This window comes from Pseudomonas sp. GP01-A4 (genome assembly GCF_058780865.1).
The window spans coordinates 1-3,872 of record NZ_JBYSWF010000140.1 but is presented as its reverse complement, the minus strand read 5'-3'; the positions used below and the strand labels follow the sequence as shown (position 1 = coordinate 3,872).

At 53.9% G+C, this 3,872-nt stretch carries 2 protein-coding genes; both read right to left on the bottom strand.

All coding sequences use genetic code 11. The features are described 5' to 3' along the window. Window positions 1-1,786: 1,786 nt before the first annotated feature. Window positions 1,787-2,587 (bottom strand): GNAT family N-acetyltransferase, encoded by an 801-nt coding sequence (locus tag AC3WKX_RS34110; RefSeq protein WP_102605908.1) that lies wholly within the window; start codon window positions 2,585-2,587, stop codon window positions 1,787-1,789. Between the two features lie 385 nt (window positions 2,588-2,972). Beyond that, window positions 2,973-3,872, bottom strand: a 900-nt coding sequence (locus tag AC3WKX_RS34105; RefSeq protein ID WP_146014676.1) for a methyl-accepting chemotaxis protein, incomplete at its 5' end; no start/stop codon positions are given.

The following is a 3,872-nucleotide window of genomic DNA, read 5'->3' as shown; positions in this document are numbered from 1 at the left end:
ACTGCCTGTCCGAATGAGCGTGGAACAGGTGTCCGGATCAGCGTGGGCTGAGTGTCCGAATGGCGTGGAATCCGCAAGCAGAAACCACTCGCTTTCTACAAGCAGAAAGCCCCCCTCTGGGTCTAGGTAGCTTCGATGGTCTGGACGTCGCACCGGTAAAGATTGCAGGCTCTAAGATCGCCTCGCTGAAGCCTGAGGTGGTTGCTCAGAAAGCGTGGTGGAGGCGGTGGTAGTTGTATCGACGACTTCGACCCAAGCCAGGAGGTTTTCCGGGGAAAAGTAGCCAATTATCAGCATCGAAAAATTGGGGCCGATAATGGGGGCCAGTTTTCAAAAAGCTACCCGTCACGATGGGCTGCAATCGGCCAAGAGGGGCCGCTCGCCCCCGGCGACCGATTCCAGTAGTAAAGATGCGCCCCGTAAAACATATATTGCGTTACCGTCTATACTCGATCATGGAGACCGATGACGACATACTGACAATGACAAGTAAAATAGATGATGTGCTTTACATTTCAGAAAGCAGCTTTGATAGGCAAATCCAATTGCTTTCCGAATTTGCGAGTCAAACACCACTCGAGTTGGTTGTTTGGATTTATCCGGACTCAAGTGCCAACAGCATAATGGGTTTTGACGTTCATTCGCCCACTGCAGTCAATGCAATATCCGTTACAACTTACTCCGACGGAATTATCGGCAGGTGCACTCAACGACTCCCAATAACTGACGATCTAATTAAAAGAATCGCCCTCAATGAATGTGCTTTTATGAAAAGTTGCGACAGTCTATGCGTCTACTATCTTGAAAATTTCAACTGGCAAGCGAGTGTGATATTTCACGAGGGAGTTATCTTGGTTAGGGATCACTCACCACTTGTTAACCTAAAATCTTTTGATTTCAAAGCCTCACCAAATGCCCCCTCTTGGTGGTGATAGGCGTCGGCCCTCTAGCGGCAGGCATTTCCTATAAGGGGGCGATAGGCAACGCCATCACGAACAAAGTAGTTGGTCGCTTTGGCAGTCCATCGGTCGTATTTTCTATTGATCCTAACGCAGTAAATTGGGCGGACGTTGGGGTACTAATATCAACGTAGAATTTGGTGGTTATAACCATTTTTAGGGGGTGGGTATGCGTAGTTTAAAAAGCCCGAGATTCAAAAAAATCAGGCCTCTAATTGCGATAGTGTTGATCGTCGTGATCGCAGGATTTGTGCTGAGGTACTACGAGGCAAAGGATGAGGCTAATATTGCGTTTGAAGAGTATTTACGCTCAAGCCAACAGATCGCTACTCAGGTAGGCAATGTAGCTTCCTTAACATTGCTGAAGCGGTTCACATATTATAAAAGTGACACTGAGCCAGGTTTTCATCAGTACCTTTACTTGGTCAAAGGCGAGCATGGGAGCATGACTGTAGAAGTCAGAAGGATCGAGGGGAGTTCGCAGATTGTGATCAGTGATATACAGCAGTAGCAGTGCTGTTGAAGGCAGTAAGGAAGCTGAATTAATGCCTGTTTTGATTCTGGACTGGCAGTAAACACTGGTCTTGGCTTGCCAGCCATCTTTGAGGTGCCGGACAGATTGGAGGCTCATGCTTTGCGTACCGGTCTTTGTCGGATGGGTGAGCGCGTGTTTTCCATGCCCACTCTCCCCGGAATTAGCGCGGTAGTTGAGATGGGGCGAATCGGCTCTAATTTTGTAGAGCATTGAAAGACTGCTTTTGGCCGTTAGCGGCCCCTCACGAAACGTCGTTACCGGCCAATAGCGAACGTTCCCATACCGACGTACTTCAATGATCTGCCAAGCGGTACAGCGCCTGAGCATGAGACGCCGCCAGCCCAATGCGCTGCAAATTACGGCGACTCTGTGAACTTGGAAGCGCAGTTGCAGCAATCACCAGGCTGCCGTGCTTCTTTGCTTGCTCTATCCGGTGAGATATCAGCGCTCCATGATAGCCCAAGCCTCGTGCATTTTTTCGAGTGGCAGCCGTGCCCAGGTAGGCAACGCCATTGCTGGCCAGGTACATCAACGCGCCTGCAACGACTTGCCCATCAGCTTTAAGGACGTAGATTTTCAGGCGTTCATTCGACATCAGTCCTGCAAAACAAGCCTGGCTCAACTGACGATGCTCTGGCTTGGTATGAAAGCCACTCGCATGAACTGCCGCGAACTCCGGAAGAGAGTCTGAAGTGGCCTCTTCGATGTTGAATAATTGGGGGGTCAACACCGCATCCTCGATGGGGCACGCAAGCTGCAGATGCGTCCACCCCCTCAAACGCTCGAATCGCTCCTCACCCACAAAAGCGAATTGCTCAAACGTCGAGGCTTTCCCGATAAGGGGCGTTACTGTTGAATACTCCGCTGACTCCTTGAGCAAGCTCAGCAGTGAAAGGGGGTTGCCGGTGCTGTCACCGTAGATACGATTGAACATCGGGCTAGGTGTTGCCTTCACCTGAAAGCACGGAAAGGCCCCATTGGAAAACACACGAGCACCAAAAGGATTTCCACTAACCCGCGACAAGCTCTCAACGCGGGAACACAAGTACTCGCTTTCTGCGGCTTCGATGGCATGCGCCCATTCAACATCCATGTGCATCGTCTCTTTGCAAGATTTCCAGGGAAGGTAGCGGTAAATCAACCCCTACGCACCTGCGAGGGCAGTGAAATAGATTGTCGGGCCAATGGGAGAAGTTTGGGCATCTGCCACAGAAGAGACATCGCTTGGCTTGTCGATAATCGACCCGGCTGCGTACATGCTCAAAGCCAATCCGATGTGCGATGACTTGATGGAAGAGGCAAGCCGCTATGCGTTATCCGGCCCACGCTCAAAATGAACACGCCACGTCCAAATAAAGGAGCAGAAAGGGCCCGATTCATTTGATTGAAACCCGATCTGCCCGTAGCGACGCTCACGCCTGGACTAACAATCCGCGTCAGAAGCAGCGCTTGAATCAAGCACCGGCCCATGCTCCCAATCACTGATGAAACCGGCGCCCCAGCGCATCCAGCCGCACCGCAATCGGCGGTAACCGCTCACTGCTCCTGGCCAGCGTCTCCACATCCTGCGCCGTATTCTGCGCGATGCTCTGCACCGACTGCAGCCGCCCGACAATCTCCACATTCGCCGTGGATTGCTCACGGGTGGTCGACACAATCCGCCCATTCAACTGATCGATCTGCGAAATATCATTGCCCACCGCCCGCAGCATCTCCACCGCCAACTGACTGTCCTCCACGCAGCGCTCCACGCCCTGGCGACTGTCGTGCATGGCCTCAACCGCTTGCCGGCTGCCGTGTTGCAACCCTTCAATAATCGTCTTGATCTCCTGGGTCGACACCGCCGTGCGTTGCGCCAGGCTGCGTACCTCATCGGCGACCACGGCAAACCCGCGCCCTTGCTCACCCGCGCGGGCGGCTTCGATGGCGGCGTTGAGGGCCAGCAGGTTGGTCTGGTTGGCGATGCTGTTGATCACCTCCAGCACCGAGCCGATCTGTTCGGCTTGCACGGCCAGCCCTTCGACCGTCTCGTTAGTGTCGTGGAGGCGGGTGGCGAGTTGAGTGATTTCCAGCTGGGCGCGGCCGACGCTTTCCTGGCCACGGATGATCTGCTGGCTGGCTTGCCCCGCGTGCTCGACGGCATGCTCCACGTGCACGGCGATATGGCCCATGGCATCTTCCATGCGCTGCATGGAACCGGTCATCTGGGCGATTTCCGCCAGTTGGTGGCGCGCGCCTTTTTCCAGGGTGCCGCTGGCGTGAGCCAGCTCCTGACCGAGTTGGCCGAGGCCGTGGGAGTCACGGGCGACGCCGTCGATCAGGCCGGTGATCTGGGTCAGAAAGTGATCGAAACGGGTGGCAAGGGAGACATGCACTTT

Coding starts and splice junctions, on each gene's coding strand:
- AC3WKX_RS34110 (WP_102605908.1), bottom strand. CDS start 2,587: ATGGATGTTGAATGGGCGCATGCCATCGAAGCCGCAGAAAGCGAGTAC.